Raw genomic sequence first — 23,763 nt, 5'->3', positions numbered from 1 at the left:
GAGCGAAGCGGCCGGGGGGACCGCGCAGCAGATGGTCGCGCCGCCTGCAGAGCGCGCTGCAGCGGAGGTGCCGAGCACACTCATGCGGAACGGGCAGGCGGCTGGCGAGTCGGATTAAATGACTGCGCCCCTCGAACGTCGACCGCCAAACGCGCAATTTTCGGCACATCAGAAGCGCATCAGGCGACGATTCGAGCGGCATTCAGCCCGACCTGCCCACCAGGCGAGAAACGGGCCTGTTCCCCTCCGCCTTTGTCCTGATATGGACATGCAGGAGTGGGAACGAAGCACGCAGCGGCGCCTGCGTAAGGAGAACGGAATGACCGATTTCACTAATCTTTCCTTCCAACCAGACGATGAACCCCCTCGCATTTCCACTGGCAGCGAGGGGCTGGATGACATTCTCGGCGGCGGCCTCGACCCCAACCGCATGTACCTGTACGAAGGTAGCCCGGGCTCGGGCAAGACCACCATTGCGCTGCAGTTCCTGCTCGAAGGGGTCCGCCAGGGCGAGCGCGTTCTCTATGTAACCCTCTCGGAAACCAAGGACGAACTGGAGCTGGTCGCCAAGCGGCACGGCTGGTCCCTCGACGGTATCGATGTGTTCGAGCTGGTCACGCCGGAGACCAGCCTGGACCCGGACCTGGAACTGACGGTGCTGCACCCCGTGGAGATGGAGCTGAGTGAAACCACGCAGCAGGTGTTCAATCGGGTCACCGAAACCAATCCGAGTCGCGTGATCTTCGACAGCCTCTCGGAAATGCGCCTGCTGGCGCAAAGCCCTCTGCGCTACCGCCGGCAGGTGTTGGCGCTCAAGCATTTCTTCACCACCCGCAACTGCACGGTGATCCTGCTCGACGACCAGACTTCGGAAGTGGGCGACCTGCAACTGCATTCCATCTCCCACGGCGTGGTCATGTTGGAGCAGGTGGCAATCGACTACGGTGCCGAGCGCAGGCGTCTGCGGGTGATCAAGATGCGTGGCATCCAGTTTCGCGGCGGTTACCACGACTTCGCCATCCGCAAGGGCGGCCTGCGCATCTATCCCCGGCTCATCGCCGCCGAGCACCACTCGTCCTTCTCCGGTGAGCTGGCCTCGTCCGGTAATCCGGCACTGGACAAGATGCTGGGTGGCGGCCTGGAACGCGGCACCAACGCGCTGCTGGTCGGCGCTGCCGGCGTGGGCAAATCCTCGCTGGCCTTGAGCTATGCGGTCGCGGCGTGCAAACGCGGCGAGCAGGTCGCCTTCTTCGTCTTTGACGAAAACATCGCCACGCTGCTGGCGCGCGGGCGGGCGCTGGGGCTGCCCATGGAACCGTGGATCGAACAGGGGCTGCTGCATCTGCAGCAGGTCGACCCGGCCGAGCTGTCGCCCGGCGAGTTCACCGCCGCGGTCCGCCAGAGCGTAGAGGTGCGGGGGGCCGGCCTGGTGATTCTGGACAGCCTCAACGGCTATCTGCACGCGATGCCTGATGGCCGATTCCTGATTCTGCAGATGCACGAGCTGTTGAGTTATCTGGGCCAGAAAGGCGTGATCAGCATCATGGTGCTCGCCCAGCATGGCCTGGTCGGCCCAATGGATACGCCTGTGGATATCAGCTATCTCAGCGATGCGGTTATCATGCAGCGCTACTTCGAGCATGCCGGCGTCGTTCGCCGGGCGTTGTCAGTGGTGAAAAAGCGCAGCGGACGGCATGAAAACACCGTCCGTGAGTACCGCCTCAGTAGCGCCGGCCTCGAGGTCGGGCCGCCGCTCAGCCACTTCAGCGGCATCCTATCGGGCACACCGGAATACACCGGTGATGCGACTCAGCTACTGACAGACGAGCATGACGACGCCCACTAAACGAGAAGGCCCCATCGTAGTCGTCTATGCCCCCATCGGCCGGGACGGTCCCGCCTCGGCCGAACTGCTCAGCCGCAGCGGCATGGACGCCGTTGTCTGCCACAGTGTCGATGAGGTGCTACGTCGCGCCGAAACCGATGCCGACGCCGTTTTCATCGCCGAAGAAGGCCTCTTCGGTCAGGACCTCCAAGCACTGGCCACATGGGTGGATCAGCAACCGGCGTGGTCCGACTTTCCATTCGTGGTCCTCACCAGCAAGCATCAACAGCCGGCAGTCGCCGCATGGCGTCAGCGCATGGTGGCGGCGCTGCGCAACGTTTCCCTGCTGGAACGCCCGGTACAGAGCATCACCCTGACCAGCGCGGTGAAAGCCGCCCTGCGCGGGCGGCATCGCCAGTACGAAGTCAGGGCCTTGCTCGAAGCCCGTGAGCGCGCCTCGAATCAGCTCGAAGCGCTGGTCGTCGAGCGCACCAGCGAACTGGAAAAGGCCAACCAGGAATTGCGCACACAGATGGCCGAGCGCGCGCAGATCGAAGAAACCCTGCGCCAGGCGCAGAAGATCGAAGCCATCGGCCAGCTCACCGGCGGCATCGCCCACGACTTCAACAACCTGCTGATGGTGATCTCCGGCGGCCTCGACATGCTCGACCGCCGCGCCGATCCTGCGCGCCGCGAGCGGTTGATGGACGGCATGCGCCAGGCCGCGCAGCGCGGAACCGCCCTCACCCGGCAACTGCTCGCCTTCTCCCGCCGCCAGTCACTGGAACCCGAGTCGGTCGACCTGGTGCTGCGCATCGGCCGCATGCGCGAGCTGCTCGACCGTAGCCTGAGCGGCGACGTGCACGTGGAAGTGCAGTTCGAGCCGGATCTCTGGCCGGTCGAAGTGGACCCTGGCGAGCTGGAGCTGGTCGTCCTCAACCTGGCCGTGAATGCCCGCGACGCCATGCCCGACGGCGGCTCGATCCTGATCGAAGCCAGCAATGCACCTGGCGAAGCGGTGCTGGGCATCACCGGCGATTTTGTCCGCCTCACGGTGACCGACTCGGGCACCGGCATTCCCGAGGAGGTTCGCACCCGCGTATTCGACCCCTTCTTCACCACCAAGGAGATCGGCAAAGGCTCAGGGCTCGGGCTGGCACAGGTCTACGGCTTCGCGCGGCAGTCCGGCGGCAGCGTGTGGATCGAAAGCGAATGCGATCGCGGCACCAGCGTGATCATGCTGCTGCCGCGCTCGGCACGTGTGCCCGATCAGCCCGACGGCGCACGGCCTGCCGAAGACGACAGCTCCGACGCCTCGGCCGGTACCGTACTGCTGGTGGACGATGATGAAGAAGTCGCGGCCCTGGTCGGCGAGATGCTCGAACATCTCGGCTATCGCGTCACCCATGCCGCCAGTGCCACAGACGCGCTGGGCGCGCTGCAGAACGGCTGTCAGGTGGACATCGTGTTCTCCGACGTGATGATGCCGGGCGGCATGAACGGTGTTGAACTGGCCCGGGAGATCCGCACCCGCGCCCTCGGTGTTCCCGTGCTGCTCACCAGCGGCTACGCCGAAGCCGCGCAGCAATCTGCCGCCGCAGAAGGCGTGCACGTTTTGGCCAAGCCCTACCGGCTGGAAGAACTGGCAATCTCGTTGCGCACCGCTATCGATGGTGTGGAAGTTCACTGATCCACCCCTTCCTTACGGGGCGTTCCAGGCGGGTCGGCCAATCCGTCAGCCCACCTTCAGCCGAGGCGACGCGCAGGTGTTCCCGCTGAAGTTCGGTTGGTTCGATGCCGTCATTGGTCTGTAACGTCGTAACAAGCCGGCGCGCCTGCGGTCTTCTGACTAGGCCCGACGAAAGCAACGGGCTCATACATGATGCCGAACCCGCATTGACTCTTGCTCCGACCAGGAACTTGCTTCGTGTCGATACGCGCCCGTCTCATCTGGCTGGTCGTCGCCGTCATCGCACCGGCGCTGGCCTTCGCGCTGTTTGCAACCTATTCGGTTTACCGAGCGCAGTCACAGCAGATCGACCAAAGTATGTACGAGACCACTCGCGGCGTAAGTCTTGCCGTCGAGCGCGAACTTGATCGCTTCGGCGCAGTGGTCACGACGCTGGCCGCCTCGCCAACACTGGTGAGCGGCGATCTGCGCGCGTTTCATGAACGTCTACAGCAGACCGTTCAACCGATAGCCACCGGCGTTACCATATTCGACCCGAACGGCGTGCCCCTGGCTGATACGGACTACCCTTTTGGCGCGCCGTTGCCGATGCCACCGAGCCTGCCAGGCTTCGAGGACACCCCGCTGCTAGACGTCAGTCCGATGTTTCGCGACCCGTTGACGCGCGTGCACAGCGTCGCCATTCACCGCCCGGTGATGCGTGACGGCCGAGTCGTCTACTACCTGACCATGAAGTTTCCGGTCAGCCGCATCGAGGCCCTGCTGCAAGCGCAGGAGCTTCCCGCGCGCTGGCTTGGTGCGGTGCTGGACCAGACACACACCATCGTTGCGCGCACCCGTGACCCCAGCAAACATGTTGGTGAGGTTGCGAGCGCCAACTTCGTCACCGACTTGCGCGAGGCTGTCGCTCGTGAAGGCAAGCTGAGCTCTGTCACCCGAGACAATCAACATGTGGTTTCTTTTTTTAGCCGTGGCGAAAGTTCAGGCTGGACGGTACTGATCGGTATCCCCCGTGAGGATCTGCTCGCCAGCGTATTGAAGCCCATCGGAACCGCGGCCATCGGCATCCTGCTGGTGCTCGCGCTGGCGATTGGACTGGCCATTGCGCTCGGCCGCACCATCACCCGCCCCTTGACTCAACTGGACCAGGCAGCCGGTGCCTTGGCCCAAGGGGAAGTCTTCGAGGCACCTCGGACCGGCATGGACGAGACCGACCGGACCGCGCAGGTACTTGCCCAGGCCAGCAAGACCATTCACCGCTCGAGCCAGGAAATGGCAGAGCGGGTCGAGGAAGCCGTCGCCCAGGCCGAACGCTCGCATCGGGCGCTGCTACAGGGCCAGAAACTTGAAGCGCTGGGCAACCTCACCGCGGGTATATCGCACGAGTTCAATAACCTTCTGCAAAGCATGACCGTCGGCTTGCAGCTGGCCGACATGCTGAGCCCGAACCCCCGAGCCAAGCGCGCCATCGAGGCATGCCAGCGTTCGGCTCAACGGGCTACCCGCCTTACGCGGCACCTGATGACCTTCAGTCGAAACCGCACCGGAGATGTCGAGCAGGTCGACTTGCGCGCATTGATTCTCGGCATGCACGAACTGCTGACCGGCGCGTTGCCCAATAACGTTGTTCTACAGCTCGACTTGCCGGACCGCCCCTGGCCGGCGGCGCTGGATCCGGTGCAATGCGAGCTGGCCATCCTCAACCTGGCGATCAATGCACGGGACGCCATGCCAGACGGCGGTCCGTTGAGCATCAGCCTGCACGACGTGGCGGATGGAGACATCGCCCTGCCAAGCCTGGGGACAAGGACCTATCTCGCCGTCGACGTCCTCGACACAGGTTGTGGAATGAGCAAGGAGGTCCAGGCGCGGGCATTCGAGCCTTTCTTCACAACCAAGGCCATCGGCGAGGGAACGGGCCTCGGTCTGGCGCAGGTCTATGGCTTCGCGCACCAATCAGGCGGCGCGGTAGCGATCGACAGCGAAGTCGGCAGGGGCACCCGCGTCCGCCTCCTGCTGCCACGCGTCGAACACCGCAGCGAACCGGGTGGCCCGGTAGAGAAGGCACCGGAACGTGCCAACCGAACCACACGGGTACTCTTGGTCGACGACGACGCCGAAGTGCGCGAGGTGGTGATGTCGATGCTTGAGGAACTGGGCTATTTGGTCGACGAGGCGCATGACGCGGATTCAGCCCTGGCCAGGCTCGCCGATGACACGCGCCCGCCTATCGATGTGCTTCTTTCGGATATCGTCATGCCCGGACGGCTGGACGGGGTTGGTCTTGCGGCGGAAGCGCAAGGCCTGTATCCCGAACTGCCCATCATCCTCGCGACAGGCTACACCGAGCGTCTCGCTGCCGAGCACGGGCTGCGTGTGCTAGCGAAACCCTTCACCAGCCAGACCCTGGCCGAGGCCCTTCTCGACGCAGTCAACACACCCTAGAGCGAGGCGGAAGGCGCTCATGACTGACGCCTTCCTGTTTGGCCCGAAAAAAATAATTGCCTTTCTGCAAGCCGGATAACAGCACCCATATGGTGCGCGAACGTCGCATATTTCTGCGTCAGATTTGAAAACGCCACAACGCCGGCCCCTTGCAGTGCACCTTTCAGAAACACCTTCCGCCTCCTTTTGAAGCGCCGGAAGGTGCTGCCGAAACGGCATCACCGTGCTCGATAATCTCTTCTTTTGCGCACAGTTGGCTCGATTCGATACTGCGCTCGCCGACCGCCATTCCGCGTCGGCAGAGCAGGATCGAGCCATGAATGAATTCCTTTGTGCCCGTCATCTCGAAGCCGCCGCGCTGCCGCTGATCGATATCGCCGGGCTGTTTTCTACCGATCTCGACGAGCGCACTGCCGTGGCCGAACGAATCGGCGCAGCCTGTCGCGAGGTCGGCTTCTTCTGCGTCGCCAACCACGGCGTCGACCCGGCGCTACAACAGGCGGTGTTCGAGCAGGCACAAGACTTCTTCGCCCAACCGGAGGCCAGCAAGCGTGCGCTGGACAAGGTGTTCTCGAAGGCCAATCGCGGCTATGAGCCGTTGCGAGGTCAGGTGCTGGAAGCCGGTGCGCCGGCCGATCTCAAGGAAGGCTTCTATATCGGCGAGGAGTTGGCCGAGGACGACCCACGGGTATTGGCCGGGCGCTTCAATCACGGTGCCAATCAGTGGCCGAGCGAGCTTGCGGACTTCCGCCCGACCATGGAGCGCTATCGCGATGCGATGAACGCCCTCGCGGCACGGCTGATGGGCGCCATCGCGCTCTCGCTGCAACTGCCGGAGGAACATTTCGCCGGCTTCTGCCGCGACTCCATGAGCACCCTGCGCCTGCTGCATTACCCGCCGCAGCCGGCCAATGCCGCGCCCGGCGAAAAGGGCTGTGGCGCGCATACCGATTTCGGCGGGCTGACGCTGCTTCTGCAGGACGAGAACCCCGGCCTGCAGGTCTGGGATCGCCACAGCAAGAGCTGGATTCACGCAGCGCCAGTGCCCGGCACCTATGTGGTCAATCTGGGCGACATGATCGCTCGCTGGACCAACGACCAGTACCGTTCGACGCTGCACCGGGTGGTCAACATGTCCGGACGCGAGCGCTACAGCGTGCCGTTCTTCTTCAGCGGCAACCCGGACCATCTGGTCGAGTGCCTACCGACCTGCCTCGCGCCGGGCGAGTCGCCACGCTACCCCGCGGTGACGGTGGAAGAACACCACCGCGAGATGTACCGGAGGACCTATGGCTGACATCGTTCTCATCCACGGGGCCTGGGCCGGTAGCTGGGTCTGGGATGCGCTGCAGGATGGCCTGCGCGATGCCGGACATAGGCCGCACGCGCTCGACCTGCCGGGCAACGGCAGCGACGCCACGCCACTCGCCGAGGTCTCGCTGCAGCGCTATGTCGAACATGTCGGCGCGCTGATCGAGACGCTGCCCGGCCCGATTCAGCTGGTCGCGCATTCCGGCGGCGGCATCACCGCCACTGCCGTGGCCGAACGTTACGCCGAGCGCATTGCCGGGGTCGCCTATGTCGCCGGCATGATGCTGCCCAGCGGCATGGGCTTCGGCGAACTCTGCGCCGAGCTCGCCCGCGACTTTCCCGAGGTCAGCGGCATCGGTCCCTATCTCGAGGCGGTGCCCGGCGGCAGCCGCGTACCCAGCGATGCCGCCTGCGCGGTGTTCTTCCACGATGCACCGGCACAGGTCGCCATCGTTGCAGCGCGCCGCCTGACGGTGCAGCCCGACGGCGGGCGCGACATCGCTGCGCAGTGGACGGCCGAGCGTTTCGGACGTCTGCCGCGCTTGTATATCGAAGCCGCGCAGGACCGCTCCGTGCTGCCACGGGTGCAACAGCACATGCAGCAGCTGGTGCCTGGCGCCGAGCGGGTGGTGCTCGATTGCGGCCATGCGCCGCAACTGGCCATGCCCGGCGCGCTGCTCGCCGCCCTGGTGGATTTCTTCGCCCGCCATCCACATCCCATGCACTGACCCGTTTATTGCATCGCGCTTATCACGCCGAACCTTCAAGGAGCTTCACCATGTTCAAGAAAACCCTGCTCGCCAGCGCCCTGCTCGCGCTGTTCAGCCAAACCGCCCTGGCCGCCGACAAGGTGCGCTGGCTCAACGACTGGTTGCCAGCCGGCGACAAGGCGGCGATCTACCTAGGTGTCGAACAGGGCCTGTTCGCCGCAGAAGGCATCGAAGTGGAAATCGCCAGTGCCCGTGGTGGTAGCGACGTGGTGACCAAGCTGGCCACCAACAGCGCGGACTTCGGCTCTGCCGGCCTGGCCTCGCTGCTGCAGGCCAAAGCCCAGGGCGAGGTGCCGGTGGTCGCCGTCGCGCCGATCTACAACAAGCAGCCGGACGCCTTCTTCACCACCGAAGGCTCGGGCATCAACAGCTTCAAGGACATCGTCGGCAAGACGGTGGCCACCCCGACCTTCTCTGCCTCCAACGTGGTCTGGCCACTGCTGCTGGAGCGCAACGGCATCGACCCGGCCAGCGTCAAGCTGCTCAAGCTCGACCCCGGCGCTCTGGCACCGATGCTCGCCACCGGCAAGGTCGACGCCACCATCAACTGGCTGACCGTCGCGCCCGGCTTCGTCCGTGCCCTCGGCGAAGCGGACAAGACGCTGAAGACCATCCCCTGGTCGGAATACGGCTTCGAAGGCTACGGCCTGTCGCTGGTGGCTTCGCAGCGCTTCGTGCAGAGCCATCCCGAGGTCGCCAAGAAGTTCGTCAAGGCCTACCAGCAGGCGCAGAAGAACGCCATCGCCGACCCGGCTGCAGCGGCCGCCGCGCTGAAGAAAATGGTCGCCGAGGTCGACGAGCAGCAGGCCGAGGAGCAGTTCGCCGCCTCGGTACCGCTGATGCAGAACGAGATCAGCGCCGCCGAAGGCACCGGTTTCGATGCCAAACGCCTGGCCACAACCTGGGAGTGGGTCGCCAAGGCCCAGGGCATGGCCGTCGACAGTCTCGACCCGGCCAGCGCCATCGACACCAGCCTGAGCGAGTGATGCCATGAACGCCGCCGCCCTGCCCGCCACGCCGCGTCCCAACATCAGCTTTGATCGGGTCAGCCAGGTCTTCACCTCCTCCGATGGCAGCGAGGTGGTGGCGCTGGACAACGCCAGCTTCGACATCGGCCGCCACGAGTTCATCGCGGTGCTCGGCCCCTCGGGCTGCGGCAAGTCCACGCTACTGCGCATCCTCGCCGGGCTGATGCGACCGACCCACGGCCAGGTCAGCATCTATGGCAGCCCGGTGGACGGCCCGCGCGACGAGATCGGCATCGTATTTCAGCGACCGACCCTGCTGCCCTGGCTGAACATCCGCGACAACCTGACCTTTCCCATGCGCCACAAGTACGGCCGCGTCACCGCCCAGGAGATCACCCGCGGCGAGGAGCTGCTGGAGCTGGTGGGGCTCAAGGAATTCGGCAACAAGCGCCCGGACGAACTCTCTGGCGGCATGCAGCAGCGTGCGGCGATTGCCCGCGCGCTGCTGCATGACCCGGAAATCCTGCTGATGGACGAACCGTTCTCGGCGCTCGATGCCCTGACCCGCGACGAGCTGAGTCTGGAGCTGCTGAACATCTGGACTCAGCGCCCGAAGACGGTGCTGTTCATCACCCACTCGATTCCCGAAGCGCTGCTGCTCGCCGACCGCATCCTGGTGATGTCGGCGCGCCCCGGCCGCGTGCAGGAAATCATCGACGTCGATCTGCCGCGCCCGCGGTCCATGGAAACCCTCACGGAGCCCCGTTTCAATGAGCTCGCCAACCATATCCGCCGCAAAGTCTTCTCGCGCCATGCCGAACATTAAGCCCAAGGCACTGCGCCTGAAGGCGCAGGCCGATCGCTTCGCGCCCTGGCTCGCCCTGCTCGTTCTGCTGCTGATCTGGGAAGCCGCGTGCCGCCTGCTCAAGCTGCCGAGCTTCGTGCTGCCCTCACCCAGCGCCATCTTCGCGGCGACGCAAAAGGTTGGCCTCGGTGCCTGGGCCGAGCATATCTTCGCCACGCTGCGGGTGACGCTGATGGGCTACGGCCTGTCGATCCTGATCGGCATCCCGCTGGCCATCGCCCTGGCCTCTTCACGGGTGATGTCGCGCACCCTGTATCCGCTGCTGGTGATCGTGCAGTCCACGCCAATCGTCGCGGTAGCACCGATCATCGTGGTGGTGATGGGCGCCGGCGACCTGCCGCGGGTGTTCATCACCTTCCTCATCGCCTTCTTCCCGATCGTGGTGTCCTGCGTCACCGGCCTACTGGCGACGCCAGAGGAGCTGGTGGAACTGTCGCGTTCACTGGGCGCATCGAAGGCCCGTGAGTACCGCAACATCCGTCTGCCCTATGCGATTCCGCACCTGTTCTCGGCGCTGCGCATCTCCATCACCCTGGCGGTGATCGGCGCAGTGGTCGCCGAGTTCGTCGCTGCCGAGAAGGGCCTGGGTTACTTCATCAACTTCTCCACCTCGATGTTCCAGGTGCCCCAGGCGTTCGCTGCGCTGATGATGCTGGTGGTAATCAGCCTGGTGCTGTTCCACCTGATCGGCCTGCTGCAGAAGGTTTTCTTTCCCTGGAGCCTGCCCAAGGCTGGGCATTGAAGCCCACCACCTCTTAATCTCAGTCTGGATAACGCCATGTCTCTCGACGATCTCGCCCTGCTGCGTAAAAGCTTCGACGTCGCCCGCCGCGCACTGGAAAACGGCACCCATCCGTTCGGTGCCATCCTGGTCGGCCCGGACGGTGAACTACTGCTGGAACAGGGCAACGCCTACATGCCCGACCACGACATGACCGGCCACGCCGAGCGGGTACTGATGACCCGCGCCTCGACCCGCTACACCCCGGAATTCCTCTCGCGCTGCACCATGTACACCTCCGCCGAGCCCTGCGCCATGTGCGCCGGCGCCGCTTACTGGGTCGGCCTGGGTCGCGTGGTCTATGGCCTTTCCGAGCGCAGCCTGAAGGACATCACCGGCAACCATCCGGAAAACCCGACGCTGGACCTGCCGTGCCGCATCGTCTTCGACGCCGGCCAGCGCAAGGTCGAGGTGCTCGGCCCGCTGCTGGAAGACGAGGCTGCCGCCCTGCACGAAGGCATCTGGTAGGCAGCGCCAGAATCAGGCAAGCGCCCGGCAGGATCGCCATAACGCTGCAACCGTCCTCCATCTCAGTATTCGAACCACGGCGTCACCGACGTCGCCCGAATCAGCCTGCGGAGGACAAGCCCATGTCGAACATCAACGGCAAAATCGTACTCATCACCGGCGCCAGCAGCGGCATCGGCGAAGCCACGGCGCGCCTGCTGGCGGCCCAGGGCGCAACAGTAGTGCTGGGCGCGCGACGCCTGGATCGGCTGGAAAAGCTCGTCGCCGAGATCGGCGAACGCGGTGGCGTCGCCGCCTGCCGCGCGCTGGACGTAACCAGTCGCGAGAGCACCCAGGCCTTCGTCGACTTCGCCGAACAGCGCTTCGGCCGCGTCGATGTAATCGTCAACAACGCCGGGGTGATGCCGCTTTCGCCACTGGATGCGCTGAAGGTCGACGAGTGGAACCGCATGATCGACGTGAACATCCGCGGCGTGCTGCACGGAATCGCCGCCGGCCTGCCACTGATGCAGCGCCAGCGCGCCGGCCAGTTCGTCAACATCGCCTCCATCGGTGCCTACGCGGTGAGCCCGACCGCAGCGGTGTACTGCGCCACCAAGTACGCGGTGCGGGCCATCTCCGAAGGCCTGCGCCAGGAGGTCGGTGGCGATATTCGCGTGACCCTGGTTTCCCCGGGCGTCACCGAATCGGAGCTGGCCGAGAGCATTTCTGATGACTCCGCCCGCTCAGCCATGGACGACTTTCGCCGCATCGCCATTCCGGCTGACGCCATCGCCCGCGCCATCGCCTATGCCATCGACCAGCCGGCCGATGTCGATGTCAGCGAGCTGGTGGTTCGCCCCACCGCCAGCCCCTACTGAGGACGCCGTCATGACCCTTCGTACAGGCAATACCCTGGCCGCGGCCTGTCTGGCCGTATTCGGCTCACTGACTTTCGCCTCGCTGGAAGCCGCCGGCAACGAGCGGCACGAACGTGGCGTCGAGGTGATGGATCACCTGTCCGGCGGCGCCGGGCAACCCGTGCTCGAAGCGTTGCGCAAGGACTATCCGTTTCTCGCCGAGTGCATCACCCAGTACGCCTTGGGCGATGTCTGGGGGCGCAGCGAGCTGGATGATCGCACCCGCCAGCTGGCCGTGATCGCCGCCTTCGCCGCCCAGGGCAATCTGCCCTACATGAAGATCCACGCCGGCTACGCGCTGCGCCTGGGCGTCAGCCGTGAGGAACTGAAGGAGGTGGTCTACCTGACCACCGTGACGGCCGGCTTTCCCCGCGCCATCGATGCCGCCCAGGCGTTGCGCGAGGTGCCGGACCCGGCGTCGCGCTGAGTATCAGAGCCTTTTCTCGATCTTGCGAGCTAGAGTCCTGCAAGGCAAAAACAGGCGAGGACGCGGAGTTTACTGATGTAAATGAGCATCCGAGCCTGTTTTTAACGCAGCAGGGCCGACGCGCAGCAGATCGCGAATAGGCTCTCAGGCGGTGCTGCGCAGCCGGGCAAGATCCTTCACCGGCGAGGCGCCGAACAGCCGGCTGTACTCACGGCTGAACTGCGAGGGGCTTTCGTAGCCGACCCGGTAGCCGGCGCTGGACACATCGAGCCCCTCGGCGATCAGCAGCCGCCGCGCCTCCTGCAGGCGCAGCTGCTTCTGGTACTGCAGCGGGCTCATGGCCGTCAGCGCCTTGAAGCGGTGATGCAGCGTCGAGCTGCTGAGGTTGACCCGCTGCGCCAGTTCCTCGATGCGCAGCGGCTCGACGTAGTTGCGGTTCAGCCATTCGATGGCGCGGGTGACGCGATGGCCCTGACTGTCGCGCACTGCGATCTCGTGCAGATGGCGGCCCTGGCGACCGCAAAGCAGGCGGTAGAAGATCTCGCGCATGGCCAGCGGCGCCAGCACCGGGATGTCCTGCGGGCTGGCCAGCAATCGCACCAGACGCAAGGTGGCGTCGAGCAGCGGCTCGTCGATGCGATCCAGATAGACCCCGCGCGCCGGCCCTTCCACGGGCTGGCTCAACGGCGCGCTTTCGGCGACCAGGGTGGCGACCATTGCCGGATCGATATCCAGGCGGATGCACAGGTACGGCTCGCCGGACGAAGCCTCCAGCACGCGACCGGCCACCGGCACGGTGACCGATACCACCAGGTAGTGCAGCGCATCGTAGGTGTACAGCTCGTCGCCCAGGCGCACCTCCTTGCTGCCCTGCACGATGATGCACAGCGCCGGCTTGTGCAGCCCGTGCACCAGTTCGCTCGGCGCGCTGCAGCGGATCAGGTGGAGGTCGTCAATCGCGGTGGGATGCATGCCGTCGTCGCGCACGAGGCCATCGATCAGCCGCGCCAGTGCGGCACGCTGGGCAATCGTTTCCTCGGCGGAATGAAGGTCCATCTGGTTCATTGCAGGCAAACCGGTGGGAGCGGAAAGGACGGTTAGCTTAGCAGCCCATCCAGCCCGTGGTCGTCCCGCCCCATGGCAGTGCATCGGCACGACAGCGCTACCGAGTGAAGCACCAAAGCGATGCACCGGCTAACATCGTCGCATGGCTAACCGGTGGCGCAGCTGCCGTGGCCACGTCGCACCTCAATTCCTGACTGCCTGGCCAGCTTTTTGCTACACCCTGGTCATGAAAAACCCAGCGGACGCCTCCATGCCCGAATCCCAGACCGCACGCCTCCAGCTCTGCGGCATCACCAAACAGTATCCAGGCTGCCTGGCCAACGACCGTATCGACCTGTCGATCCAGCCGGGCGAGATCCACGCCCTGCTCGGCGAGAACGGCGCCGGCAAGAGCACCCTGATGAAGATCATCTACGGCGTGACCCAGCCGGACGCCGGCGAAATCCACTGGCAAGGCGAACGGGTGACCATGCGCGACCCGGCGCAGGCCCGCGAGCGCGGCATCGGCATGGTGTTCCAGCACTTCTCGCTGTTCGAGACGCTCTCGGTAGCGGAGAACATCGCCCTGGCGCTGGGCGCCAAGGCCGGTACGCCGAAGCAGCTGGAGCCGAAGATCCGCGAGGTCTCGCAGCGCTACGGCATGCCGCTGGAGCCGCAACGGCTGGTGCACAGCCTGTCCATCGGCGAGCGCCAGCGGGTGGAGATCATCCGCTGCCTGATGCAGGACATCCACCTGCTGATCCTCGACGAACCGACCTCGGTGCTTACCCCGCAGGAGGCCGACGAGCTGTTCGTGACCTTGCGCCGGTTGGCGGCCGAGGGCTGCAGCATCCTGTTCATCAGCCACAAGCTCAACGAGGTGCGCGCGCTGTGCCAGAGCGCCACGGTGCTGCGCGCCGGCCGCGTGTCCGGCGAGTGCGTGCCGGCCGATTGCTCGGACCTGGAACTGGCGCGGCTGATGGTCGGCGATGCCGAGGGGCTGGAAGCCGAATACCCGAAGAGCGAGGGCCGCGCGCCGTTCCTGCGGGTCGAGCGGCTGTCCTGGCACAACGCCGATCCGTTCGGCGTGTCCCTCGAAGAGGTGGACTTGGAAGTGCGCGCCGGCGAGATCGTCGGCATCGCCGGGGTCGCCGGCAACGGCCAGGACGAACTGCTCGCCCTGCTCAGTGGCGAACAGCGTCTGCCGGCCGCAGAGGCCATGCACATCCGCTTTCTCGGTGACGACGTCGCCCATCTGCGCCCCGATGCCCGCCGTCGCCACGGTATGGCCTTCGTGCCGGCCGAGCGTCTCGGTCACGGCGCGGTGCCGAGCATGAGCCTGGCCGACAACGGCCTGCTCACCGCCTATCAGCAGACCGGCATGGTCGAGCAGGGCATGATCCGACGCGGCAAGGTGCGCGCCTTCGCCGAGCAGGTCATCCAGCGCTTCGCCGTGAAGACGCCGGACGCACAGGCCCCGGCGGCGAGCCTGTCCGGCGGCAACCTGCAGAAATTCATCCTTGGTCGCGAAATCCTGCAGCAGCCGAAGCTGCTGATCGCCGCGCATCCAACCTGGGGCGTGGACGTCGGCGCGGCAGCAGCGATCCACCGCGCGCTGATCGAACTGCGCGATGCCGGCGCGGCGATCCTGGTGATCTCCGAAGACCTCGAGGAGCTGTTCCAGATCAGCGACCGCATCGCCGCCCTGAGCGACGGCAGGCTGTCGCCACAGCGCGCTACTGCCAGCACCTGCCCGGTCGAAGTCGGCCGCTGGATGGCCGGCCAGTTCGATACCAGCGACACCCCTGTTTCCACCCCTGCCGCCTGACGAGAATCCATCATGCTGTTATCCCTGCAACCCCGCGGCGAGGCCTCACGGGCCATGCTCTGGTTCTCGCCATTGCTGGCGGCACTGCTGACGCTGCTGAGCGGCGCGCTGCTGTTCGCGCTGCTCGGCCATCCGCCGCTGGAAACCCTCAAGGTGCTGCTGATCGACCCGCTCGGCGATCTCTACGGCGTCTCCGAACTGCTGGTCAAGGCGCTGCCGATCCTGCTCTGCGCGCTGGGCCTGGCAGTGGTCTACAACGCGCGCATCTGGAACATCGGCGCCGAAGGCCAGCTCCTCATCGGCGCCCTGGCCGGCAGCGCGCTGGCGGTCAACATCATCGACTGGGATTCGCGCTGGGCACTGGTGCTGACACTGCTGCTCGGCACCCTTGGCGGCGCCGCCTGGGCCGGGCTCTGCGCCTGGCTGAAGACGGCGTTCAACGCCAACGAAATCCTCACCAGCATCATGCTCAACTACATTGCGCTGAACCTGCTGCTGTTCGCCGTGCACGGCCCGCTGAAGGACCCGGAAGGCTTCAACTTCCCCGAGTCGGCGATGTTCGGCGACGCCACCCGGCTGCCCGAGCTGATCGAAGGGCTGCGCGTGCATGGCGGTTTCTACTTCGCCCTGCTGGCGCTGGTGGTGGTCTGGGTGCTGCTGCAAAAGAGTTTTCTCGGCTTCCAGATCAAGGTGCTCGGCCTGGACAAGCGCGCCGCCGGCTTCGTCGGTTTCCGCGACAAGAAACTGGTATGGATCGCCCTGCTGATCAGCGGCGGCCTGGCCGGGCTGGCCGGCGTCGCCGAAGTCACCGGGCCAATCGGCCAACTGGTGCCGCAAGTTTCACCGGGCTATGGCTACGCGGCGATCACCGTGGCCTTCCTCGGTCGCCTGAACCCCATCGGTATCGTCTTCGCCAGTCTGCTGATGGCGCTGCTCTACCTCGGTGGCGAGAACGCGCAGATGGCCGCCAACCTGCCGCAATCCATCACTCAGCTGTTCCAGGGCATGGTGCTGTTCTTCCTGCTCGCCTGCGACGTACTGATCCTCTACCGCCCGCGCCTGAAGCTGTGGGCGCGCAAACCAGCGCTCGTCAGCGCCAAAGAGGAGCCGGCCACATGATCGTCCGCACTGCGCTACTGCCCTTTTCACCCGCTGCCTACCGTTTGAAGTTCGAGGCCTGACCGATGGACATGGATCTGCTGACCAATATCTTCTACGCCATGATCCGCACCGGCACGCCGCTGCTGCTGGTCGCCCTCGGCGAACTGGTGTGCGAGAAGACCGGCGTGCTCAACCTCGGCCAGGAGGGCATGATGCTGTTCGGCGCGGTGATCGGCTTCATCGTCGCCTTCGCCAGCGGCAACCTCTGGCTGGGCGTGCTGTTCGCCTGCCTGGCCGGTGTGCTGCTCTCACTGCTGTTCGCCATGGTGGCCCTGGGCTTCAACGCCAATCAGGTCGCCACCGGCCTGGCGCTGACCATCTTCGGCGTCGGCCTGTCGTCCTTCGTCGGTGCCAGCTGGGTCGGCAAGCCGCTGGCCGGCTTCGAGCCGATCGCCATTCCGCTGCTCAGTGAAATCCCCGTGATCGGTCGCATGCTGTTCGCCCAGGATCTGCTGGTGTACCTGTCCTTCGGTCTGTTTGCGTTGGTGGCCTGGGTGCTGCTGAAAAGCCGCATCGGCCTGATCATCCAGGCCGTCGGCGAAAACCCCAACGCCGCCAGCGCCATGGGCCTGCCGGTGCTGCGCGTGCGCACCCTGGCGGTGATGTTCGGCGGCGGAATGGCAGGGCTTGCCGGCGGCTACATGTCGCTCGCATACACGCCGATGTGGGCGGAAAACATGACCGCTGGCCGCGGCTGGATCGCCCTGGCCCTGGTGGTGTTCGCCAGCTGGCGGGTGAGCCGCGTCCTGCTCGGCGCCTACCTGTTCGGCCTGGCCAGCATCCTGCACCTGGTGGCGCAGGGCCTCGGCCTGGCGATCCCCGGCAACCTGCTGGCGATGCTGCCCTATGTGGCGACCATTCTGGTGCTGGTGCTGCTGTCGCGGGATGCGATCCGTACGCGGCTGTACGCGCCGGTGTCGCTGGGGCAGCCTTGGCAGCCGGGGCATTGATTTGTCGGGCCGGTTGGCTACGCGGAACCAGGGCTATCCAAGGAGTTGATGAAAGCCTGGTTTCGCGCTGTTGGGCGACTCACTTTTTCAAGCGTGTGCCGAGTGCTGTATCTGGTAGCGCGTGCTGCGTCCGCCGCCCGGCAACCGGGCAAGGCAGCCCTTGTCGACAAGATCGCTAAGGTGGCGCGTGGCGGTGGCTTTCGAGACCTTGGCCACAGCCTGGTATTGCGCGGCGCTGATGCCGTTCTCGAAACCTCTCTCGCCGCCATCGAGCAGGCGGTTAAGCACTTTGATCTGCTCGGCAGACAGGGTTTGGCTGCGGTGAGCCTGCCAGAAGCGTTCCTTGACCAGCACGCGGTCGATACGAGCAAGGGCCTGTTCCAAGCTCTTGAGCAGCGTGGCGAGGAACCATTGCAGCCAGGCGGTGATATCCAGCGTGCCTTTCTGGCTGGCTTCGAGGATGCGGTAATAGCCGGCGCGGTCATCGAGGATGCTCGCCGACATGGCGTAAAAGCGGATGGCCTGCTGTTCTCCCTGCGCAAGTGCCAAGTCGGTGATGGCGCGCGTAAGGCGGCCGTTGCCGTCGTCGAAGGGGTGCAGGGTGACGAACCAGAAGTGCGCAATGCCGGCTCGTAGAAATGGGTCGAGGCCTGCATCGCTGCGGCTGCTCTCGAACCAGGCAAGGAAGTCGCCCAGTTGCTCTTCCAGCCCGGCGCGGGGTGGCGCTTCGAAATGCACAGTAGGACGGTCGAGCCTCCCGGAAACTACCTGCATGGGCTCTTCGCCGCGCAGCATGCCGATGCGCAACGGGCGGTTCAGCAAGAGATCATCGCTGGGGAACAACCAGCCGTGCCAGGTGAATAGCCGCTGCAGATCGAGCGGCTGCTGATACCCGCGGGTGGCATCCAGCATCAGTTCCGCCAGGCCTTCGGAACGCGAGGTGATGCGACCTTCTTCGTTCAGCCCCAGGCGCCGCGCCAGTGACGAACGCACGGAGCCGACATCCAGCTGCTCACCCTCGATGGCTGATGAGGTGACGATGTTCTGCAACATGGCATTCAGGGTGCTCTGCACCTCTGTGTCACTGCCAACGGCACCGAGCATCCCGAGCAAGCGACCTTGAGCCTGACTGCAGGTACGCAGCAGCGGGGCCAGTGCGTCTGCCTGCCAATTGAAGTGCGGCCAGTTGGGCTGCTGCCAGACCCAGAGCGGGTCATTCATGAGGGCTGGCTCCTCTGTGAGCCGATTAACGAGCTTATTCGGCTCATTTGGTGAGCCGATAATGCCGACTAATCGGCTCACTGTCTAACCTTTAAGCCATGGCTATCGGGCTTGAACTCGCCTGGGCAGTGCGGTTGATCCACCTTGGCAGGCGGTTGGCGCGTCATTCAGGGACTCAGCCCATATCAATCCAACGTGTACTCAAACGTACTCACCACCCGCAGCCGTTTCCCCACGGTCCGCCCGCTGTCCATATCGCTGCCATCGTCATCGATCACCCGAATCACCCCCTGGTTGGCATTCTTCAAGCGCCCCAGCGTGGCACCAGCATCCTCGGCGAAACGCGTCGCCTGCTCACGGGCATTGCTGGTGGCGGCTTCCAGCAACTGCGGCTTCAGTTCGTTGAAGCCGCGCAGCTGATAACGCGGCCCGGCGAAGCCGTTCACCTCGGTATCCAGCTGAACACCGGCCAAGATCAGCGGATCGATGGCATTGGCCGCCTTGCCCACCGCATCGACGCGCTCGGACTTGACCAGCACCTGACCCTGGCCATTGAAGCGCAGCGCCACATCACGCGAGGCCCATTCACGCGCCAACAGATCCTGGACCTGCAAGGGCCGCACCTCGAGCTCCTCGTCGGTGAAGCCCTGCTCGCGTAGGAAATCCAGCACCAGCTGGCGATCCTCGCTCAGCCCCTTCTGCACCTCGGCGAACTGATCGCCACCACGACGAAAGCCCAGCGTCCACACCGCGAAGTCGCTCTTCACGTCCATCTCCGCCAGGCCCTTGACCGTCACCGTGCGGTCAGCCATGCGAAAACGCTCCACACCCTGCCCCACCGACCAACCGGCGAAAGCCACCGCCGCGGCGATCAACGCCGCCGGCAGAAATCCGATTCGTGCTGTAGCCACGTGCTTCTCCCCTTAGGAATTGACCGAATGCGCATGCTACTCCAGCGCCGGGCGAACACCAGTCACCAGCGCTCAACCGCGACCCAGGCGCTGCAACGCATCCAGCCGGAAGGCGATGTGCTGCTCCAGCTCACTCAGCTCGCGCTCCAGCCGCGCGCGCTGCTGCGTATCGGCACAGGCCTCCAGCCGTTCGCGCAACGCGGCACGCTGCGCCAGCAGATCCACTTCCCGTGGCGGCACCCCGGCGCTCTTCAGCACCGAGAACGGCAAGCGCAGGCCCGGCGGCGTCTGCAGCCAGCCTTCGTCCACCACCAGCGGTTCGCCTTTTCCCTGCACACCGCGTTGCCAGCTGGCGATATCGCGGGCGATGCGTTGTTCGATGTCCTGATCGCTCATGACTCGCGCCCTCCTCTACCTGCCCGGTCATGAAAACCCAGCTGCGAGGCTTTGTCAGCGGCCAGCCGACGCCAGGTCATTGGCACGTCGGTTGCGTTGCGTCTGTATGATTGCGCCCCGCGCGATGCGAACTTTTGCCGCAGCGTTCATTCTTTTGCTTAGCGCCACCGCTACCGATCCGAGGAGCCACCCCTTTGCCCAGTCTCAACCTGCAGATTCTTGTCGCGGCCTGCCTGGGTGTCGCCATCGGCTGGCTGACCGGCACACTGCCGACCGACGCGCCCGTACGCGAGGGCGTGCTCTATGCCAGCACCCTGGCCGGGAGCATCTTTATCGGCCTGCTGAAGATGGTGCTGATCCCGCTGATCTTCACCTCCATCGTGGTCGGCGTGGCCAACCTGCAGGCGCACCATCAGGTGCATCGGGTGTGGGGCGGCGCACTGGTCTACTTCACCCTCACCACCAGTGCGGCGATGCTGGTGGCGCTGGTCGCGGCGAACATCTTCAAGCCGGGCGCGGGGCTGTCGCTGGATCTGTTCGCCGAGGCGATGAACGACTTCGAGGCGCGTCAGCTGACGTTGCCGGAGTTCTTCCTGCACTTCTTCGCCAACCTGTTCCAGAACCCCTTCGCCGCGCTGGCCAACGGCAGCATCCTGGCCGTCGTGGTGTTCGCCATGTTCATCGGCATCGCCCTGGTGGCCGGCGGCGACCGCTACCGCAATATCCTCGTGGTGCTGCAGGAATTCCTCGAGCTGATGATGCGCATCATCAGCTGGATCATGCGCCTGGCGCCGCTGGGCATCCTCGCGCTACTGATCAAGCTGGTGGCCGAGCAGGATGTGGCGCTGCTCAGCGCCGTCGGCGGCTTTATCGTGCTGGTGTTCGCCACCACGCTGTTTCACGGCATAGTGGTGTTGCCGGGCATTCTCTTTCTCACAACCGGCAAATCGCCGCTGTGGTTTTTCCGCGGCACCCGCGAAGCGCTGATCACCGCGTTCGCCACCAGCTCCAGCGCGGCGACATTGCCGATATCCCTACGTTGCGCCGAGGACAACCTCAAGGTGCGCCCGGGCATCGCCGGCTTCGTGCTGCCGCTGGGCGCGACGATGAACATGGACGGCACCGCACTCTACGAAGCGGCAGCAGCGCTGTTCGTCGCCAACCTGATGGGTATCGAGCTGAGCCTGGCGCAGCAGGCCGTGGTGTTCTTCACGGCGATGATCGCGTCCACCGGCGCGCCGGGGATTCCCAGCGCCGGCATGGTGACCATGGTGATGGTGTTGCAGGCGGTCGGCCTGCCGGCCGAGGCGGTGGCGATCCTGCTGCCGATCGACCGCTTGCTGGACACGGTGCGCACGGCGGTCAACGTCGAGGGCGACATCATCGGCAGTGTGGTGGTGCAGCGTTTCGCCGATCGCGCCTAGCGCAGCATCAGGTCGACGACTCCTTGCGGGTCTTGGCGATCAGCTCCGGGTCGATGCCCCAGCATTCGTCCAGATACCAGTCCTCACCGAACATTTCCGCCGGATGCTGGGTGCGGCCCGCGCCGTTGCCACAGGCCATCGAAGTTGCCGGGCAATAGCGGTCGCAGCCCCAGCACACACGTTCGGGGTGGGAAGGTTCGAGGGGAAATTTCTTGGCCATTGCGCGTGCCTTTTCTGGCGTTGTTGCAGTGGCCACAGGCTAAGCCTCCTCGCCGCCGCCAGACTTGATCATGCTCAAGAACGACCGGTATCGGCGCACAACAACTGTATGCACATACAGATAAAGATTGCCTGAAGCGCCGTTTGTACCCATGCTTCGCGCCATCGACCCCTGCCGTCACAGCCTCCATGCAACTCTATCTCTGCGAAAAACCTTCCCAGGCCCGGGACATTGCCAAGGTGCTCGGCGCCAACCGGCGTGGCGACGGTTGCCTGCAGGGCGCCGGGGTGACGGTGACCTGGTGCATCGGCCATCTGCTGGAAACCGCCCCGCCGGACGCCTACGACCCGCGCTACAAGCGCTGGGTGCTGGCCGACCTGCCGATCGTGCCGGAGCGCTGGAAGATGCTGGTCAAGCCGAAGACCGCCAGCCAGTTCAAGGCGGTCAAGCGCCTGCTCGGCGAATGCAGCGAACTGGTGATCGCCACCGACGCCGACCGCGAAGGCGAGATGATCGCCCGCGAGCTGGTCGAGCACTGCCGCTACCGCGGGCCGATCCGCCGGCTGTGGCTATCGGCGCTGGACGATGCCTCCATCCGCAAGGCGCTGGCCGCACTCAAGCCCGGCGCCGAGACTTTCAACCTCTACCATGCCGCCCTCGGCCGCTCGCGCGCCGACTGGCTGATCGGCATGAACATGAGCCGGCTGTTCACCCTGCTCGGCCGCCAGTCCGGCTACCAGGGCGTGCTGCCGGTCGGCCGCGTGCAGACGCCGACGCTGCGCCTGGTGGTGGACCGCGACCGCAGCATCGCCGACTTCATCCCAGTGCCGTTCTGGGCCATCGACGTGCAGCTGCTCGCCGATGGCACTGCGTTCACCGCGCAGTGGCAGGCGCCGGACGACCATTGCGATGACCAGGGCCGCTGCCTCGATCAGGCTCGTGCGCAGCAGGCTGCGGACGCCATGCGCAACGCCGCCAGCGCTCGCCTGCTGAAGCTCAAGACCGAGCGCCAGCGCGAGGCCGCACCCTTGCCGTTCGATCTCGGCACGCTGCAGGAAGTCTGCTCAAAGAAGCTCGGCCTCGGTGCCCAGGAAACCCTCGACATCGCCCAGGCGCTGTACGAAACCCACAAACTGATCACCTACCCGCGCAGCGATTGCGGCTACCTGCCACTGAGCCAGCACGGCGAAGCGCGGGCCATCGTCGCGGCGCTGATGCAGGGCGACCCGGCGCTCGCGGCGCTGCAGCCGCATCTGGACCTGTCGCGCCGCTCACGGGCCTGGAACGATGCCAAGGTCAGCGCCCACCACGGCATCATCCCAACCGCCGCAGCGCGGGGTCTGGAACGTCTGTCCGGGCGACCGCGTGCGGTGTACGAGTTGATCCGCGCGCGCTATCTGGCGCAGTTCCTGCCCAACCACGAGTACGACCGTACCCAGGCCGATTTCGACTGCGCCGGCCAGGCGCTGCGGGCGGTGGGCAAGCGCATCGTCGAACCGGGCTGGAAACGCGCCATGCCTGAAGCGCTGGCGCCGGCACGGGGCAATCGCGAAGCAGCCGAGCCGCAGAGCCTGCCGGCCCTGCAACAGGGCCAGGACTACGCGGTGGGCGAGATTCATCTCAAGGATCAGCAGACCCAGCCGCCGAAACCCTTTACCGAAGGCGACCTGATCAAGGCGATGAAGAACGTCGCCAAGCTGGTGGACGACCCGCGGCTAAAACAGAAGCTCAAGGACACCACCGGCATCGGCACCGAAGCGACCCGCGCCGGCATCATCCAGGGGCTGCTCGACCGCGGTTATCTGGTTCGCCAGGGCAAGGCGCTGGCGGCGACACCAGCGGCGTTCAGCCTGATCGATGCCGTGCCGCGGCCGATCGCCGATCCCGGGACTACGGCGATCTGGGAGCAGGCGCTGGACATGGTGCAGAGCGGCGAGATGCCGCTGGAGGAATTCGTCGCCAAACAGTCGGCGTGGATGAGCAAGCTGGTCGAACGCTGCGCCGGACTGCGCATGACCATCAGCGGCCCGCCAGTTGCCGCTGGCCGCGGGGGAAAACCGTGGAAGAAGAAACGCAGCGGCGCGCCACGCAAACCGGCTCGCCGACGCAAGCCGGCAACCGCAGACTGAGCCACAGCTCGGGGGTGGTTACGTTTCCAG

General features: G+C 65.3%; 22 protein-coding genes. 16 read left to right on the top strand and 6 right to left on the bottom strand.

Translation table 11 applies throughout. From position 1 onward, the window contains the following. Window positions 1–319: 319 nt before the first annotated feature. The 3 genes from RT582_RS12525 to RT582_RS12515 all read left to right on the top strand — a co-directional run bounded on the left by RT582_RS12525 (window position 320) and on the right by RT582_RS12515 (window position 5,960). Window positions 320–1,846, top strand: coding sequence for an ATPase domain-containing protein (locus RT582_RS12525; RefSeq protein WP_044314446.1), 1,527 nt, complete (start codon window positions 320–322; stop codon window positions 1,844–1,846). After that, window positions 1,830–3,515 (top strand): response regulator, encoded by a 1,686-nt coding sequence (locus tag RT582_RS12520; protein WP_278463964.1) that lies wholly within the window; start codon window positions 1,830–1,832, stop codon window positions 3,513–3,515. Before RT582_RS12525 ends, RT582_RS12520 begins: the two co-directional genes overlap by 17 nt. A 237-nt stretch (window positions 3,516–3,752) precedes the next feature. Next, window positions 3,753–5,960 carry a hybrid sensor histidine kinase/response regulator gene (locus RT582_RS12515; RefSeq protein ID WP_125861456.1) on the top strand — a complete coding sequence of 736 codons (2,208 nt, stop codon included), beginning with the start codon at window positions 3,753–3,755 and terminating at the stop codon, window positions 5,958–5,960. Window positions 5,961–5,977: 17 nt separating this feature from the next. Here the strand turns inward: RT582_RS12515 and RT582_RS12510 are convergent, their stop codons facing one another. Then, window positions 5,978–6,133 carry a hypothetical protein gene (locus tag RT582_RS12510; RefSeq protein ID WP_185743956.1) on the bottom strand — a complete coding sequence of 52 codons (156 nt, stop codon included), beginning with the start codon at window positions 6,131–6,133 and terminating at the stop codon, window positions 5,978–5,980. A 143-nt stretch (window positions 6,134–6,276) separates the two neighbouring features. Here RT582_RS12510 and RT582_RS12505 point away from each other — a divergent pair, with 143 nt between their 5' ends. The 8 genes from RT582_RS12505 to RT582_RS12470 all read left to right on the top strand — a co-directional run bounded on the left by RT582_RS12505 (window position 6,277) and on the right by RT582_RS12470 (window position 12,449). Then, window positions 6,277–7,257: an isopenicillin N synthase family dioxygenase gene (locus tag RT582_RS12505; RefSeq protein WP_313477633.1), complete on the top strand. Its 981-nt coding sequence runs from the start codon at window positions 6,277–6,279 to the stop codon at window positions 7,255–7,257. Further along, a complete protein-coding gene (locus tag RT582_RS12500; protein WP_313477632.1) occupies window positions 7,250–7,999 on the top strand; it encodes an alpha/beta fold hydrolase in 750 nt (249 codons plus the stop codon). Before RT582_RS12505 ends, RT582_RS12500 begins: the two co-directional genes overlap by 8 nt. Window positions 8,000–8,049: 50 nt before the next feature. Then, window positions 8,050–9,027, top strand: a complete 978-nt coding sequence (locus tag RT582_RS12495; protein ID WP_313477630.1) for an ABC transporter substrate-binding protein — start codon at window positions 8,050–8,052, stop codon at window positions 9,025–9,027. Window positions 9,028–9,031: 4 nt separating this feature from the next. Further along, on the top strand, window positions 9,032–9,835 hold the full coding sequence (locus tag RT582_RS12490) for an ABC transporter ATP-binding protein (protein WP_313477628.1): 804 nt from the start codon (window positions 9,032–9,034) through the stop codon (window positions 9,833–9,835). Then, the gene (locus tag RT582_RS12485) at window positions 9,822–10,616 is read left to right on the top strand and encodes an ABC transporter permease (RefSeq protein WP_313477625.1); all 795 of its coding nucleotides are present in this window, start codon (window positions 9,822–9,824) and stop codon (window positions 10,614–10,616) included. The genes RT582_RS12490 and RT582_RS12485 overlap by 14 nt, the downstream gene beginning before the upstream one ends. 36 nt (window positions 10,617–10,652) lie before the next feature. After that, entirely contained in the window at window positions 10,653–11,123 is a 471-nt protein-coding gene (locus RT582_RS12480) for a nucleoside deaminase (protein WP_278396928.1), read from the top strand. A 122-nt stretch (window positions 11,124–11,245) separates the two neighbouring features. Then, window positions 11,246–11,983, top strand: coding sequence for an SDR family oxidoreductase (locus RT582_RS12475; RefSeq protein WP_313477623.1), 738 nt, complete (start codon window positions 11,246–11,248; stop codon window positions 11,981–11,983). Between the two features lie 10 nt (window positions 11,984–11,993). Then, the gene (locus tag RT582_RS12470; RefSeq protein ID WP_313477622.1) at window positions 11,994–12,449 is read left to right on the top strand and encodes a carboxymuconolactone decarboxylase family protein; all 456 of its coding nucleotides are present in this window, start codon (window positions 11,994–11,996) and stop codon (window positions 12,447–12,449) included. A gap of 144 nt (window positions 12,450–12,593) precedes the next feature. On the opposite strand, the gene RT582_RS12465 is transcribed toward RT582_RS12470, so the two are convergent. Beyond that, a complete protein-coding gene (locus RT582_RS12465; protein ID WP_313477620.1) occupies window positions 12,594–13,514 on the bottom strand; it encodes an AraC family transcriptional regulator in 921 nt (306 codons plus the stop codon). Between the two features lie 250 nt (window positions 13,515–13,764). On the opposite strand from RT582_RS12465, the gene RT582_RS12460 reads away from it, so the two are divergent. The 3 genes from RT582_RS12460 (at window position 13,765) to RT582_RS12450 (ending at window position 17,432) form a co-directional block, all read left to right on the top strand. Continuing rightward, window positions 13,765–15,321, top strand: coding sequence for an ABC transporter ATP-binding protein (locus RT582_RS12460; protein WP_313477618.1), 1,557 nt, complete (start codon window positions 13,765–13,767; stop codon window positions 15,319–15,321). A gap of 12 nt (window positions 15,322–15,333) precedes the next feature. Then, window positions 15,334–16,440, top strand: coding sequence for an ABC transporter permease (locus RT582_RS12455; protein ID WP_014821136.1), 1,107 nt, complete (start codon window positions 15,334–15,336; stop codon window positions 16,438–16,440). Window positions 16,441–16,505: 65 nt separating this feature from the next. Beyond that, window positions 16,506–17,432 (top strand): ABC transporter permease, encoded by a 927-nt coding sequence (locus RT582_RS12450; RefSeq protein ID WP_014821137.1) that lies wholly within the window; start codon window positions 16,506–16,508, stop codon window positions 17,430–17,432. Between the two features lie 87 nt (window positions 17,433–17,519). Here the strand turns inward: RT582_RS12450 and RT582_RS12445 are convergent, their stop codons facing one another. From RT582_RS12445 to RT582_RS12435, 3 genes are all read right to left on the bottom strand, one after another. After that, window positions 17,520–18,653 (bottom strand): Fic family protein, encoded by a 1,134-nt coding sequence (locus RT582_RS12445; protein ID WP_313477616.1) that lies wholly within the window; start codon window positions 18,651–18,653, stop codon window positions 17,520–17,522. Window positions 18,654–18,838: 185 nt separating this feature from the next. Then, a complete protein-coding gene (locus RT582_RS12440) occupies window positions 18,839–19,564 on the bottom strand; it encodes an SIMPL domain-containing protein (protein ID WP_313477614.1) in 726 nt (241 codons plus the stop codon). Between the two features lie 72 nt (window positions 19,565–19,636). Then, on the bottom strand, window positions 19,637–19,960 hold the full coding sequence (locus RT582_RS12435) for a hypothetical protein (RefSeq protein ID WP_090521501.1): 324 nt from the start codon (window positions 19,958–19,960) through the stop codon (window positions 19,637–19,639). 194 nt (window positions 19,961–20,154) lie between these two features. Here RT582_RS12435 and RT582_RS12430 point away from each other — a divergent pair, with 194 nt between their 5' ends. After that, entirely contained in the window at window positions 20,155–21,384 is a 1,230-nt protein-coding gene (locus RT582_RS12430) for a dicarboxylate/amino acid:cation symporter (protein ID WP_042926552.1), read from the top strand. Window positions 21,385–21,391: 7 nt separating this feature from the next. Here the strand turns inward: RT582_RS12430 and RT582_RS12425 are convergent, their stop codons facing one another. Beyond that, a complete protein-coding gene (locus RT582_RS12425) occupies window positions 21,392–21,604 on the bottom strand; it encodes a DUF3079 domain-containing protein (protein WP_003283903.1) in 213 nt (70 codons plus the stop codon). Between the two features lie 188 nt (window positions 21,605–21,792). On the opposite strand from RT582_RS12425, the gene RT582_RS12420 reads away from it, so the two are divergent. After that, window positions 21,793–23,733, top strand: a complete 1,941-nt coding sequence (locus RT582_RS12420; protein WP_313477610.1) for a DNA topoisomerase III — start codon at window positions 21,793–21,795, stop codon at window positions 23,731–23,733. Window positions 23,734–23,763 lie beyond the last annotated feature (30 nt).

It is taken from the genome of Stutzerimonas kunmingensis (assembly GCF_032106285.1).
Taxonomy (GTDB): domain Bacteria; phylum Pseudomonadota; class Gammaproteobacteria; order Pseudomonadales; family Pseudomonadaceae; genus Stutzerimonas; species Stutzerimonas kunmingensis_B.
The sequence above is the reverse complement of the archived record's forward strand: the minus strand, read 5'-3'. Positions and strand labels throughout refer to the sequence as shown.